At 67.1% G+C, this 343-nt stretch carries 1 protein-coding gene; it reads right to left on the reverse strand.

What is annotated here, in order from left to right; translation table 11 throughout:
* Window positions 1-343: AMP-binding protein (locus tag PY650_RS36915; RefSeq protein ID WP_285885059.1), on the reverse strand; the 343-nt coding region annotated here is incomplete at both ends.

Below are 343 nucleotides of genomic sequence, written 5' to 3' on the forward strand. Positions count from 1 at the left end.
GCGCCACCACCACCGCCTCGCCGACGAGCTCGTGCTCGCAAAGCCGTGCGGCGATCTCGCCCGGCTCGATGCGAAAGCCGCGGATCTTCACCTGCTCGTCGTTGCGGCCGAGGAACTCCAGATTGCCGTCCGGCAGATAACGTCCGAGGTCACCGGTCTTGTACAGCCGGTCGCCTTCGACAAAGGGACTGGCGATGAACCGCTCCGCCGTCAGCTCCGGCCGGTTCAGATAGCCGCGGGCAACGCCGGCCCCGCCGATATAAAGCTCGCCGACCGCCCCGAACGGCACGGGCTGACCATGACCGTCGAGAAGATAGAGCCGCGTGTTGGCAATCGGACGGCC

The organism is Martinezella calliandrae (assembly GCF_030272695.1).
In the GTDB taxonomy this organism is placed as follows: domain Bacteria; phylum Pseudomonadota; class Alphaproteobacteria; order Rhizobiales; family Rhizobiaceae; genus Rhizobium; species Rhizobium calliandrae.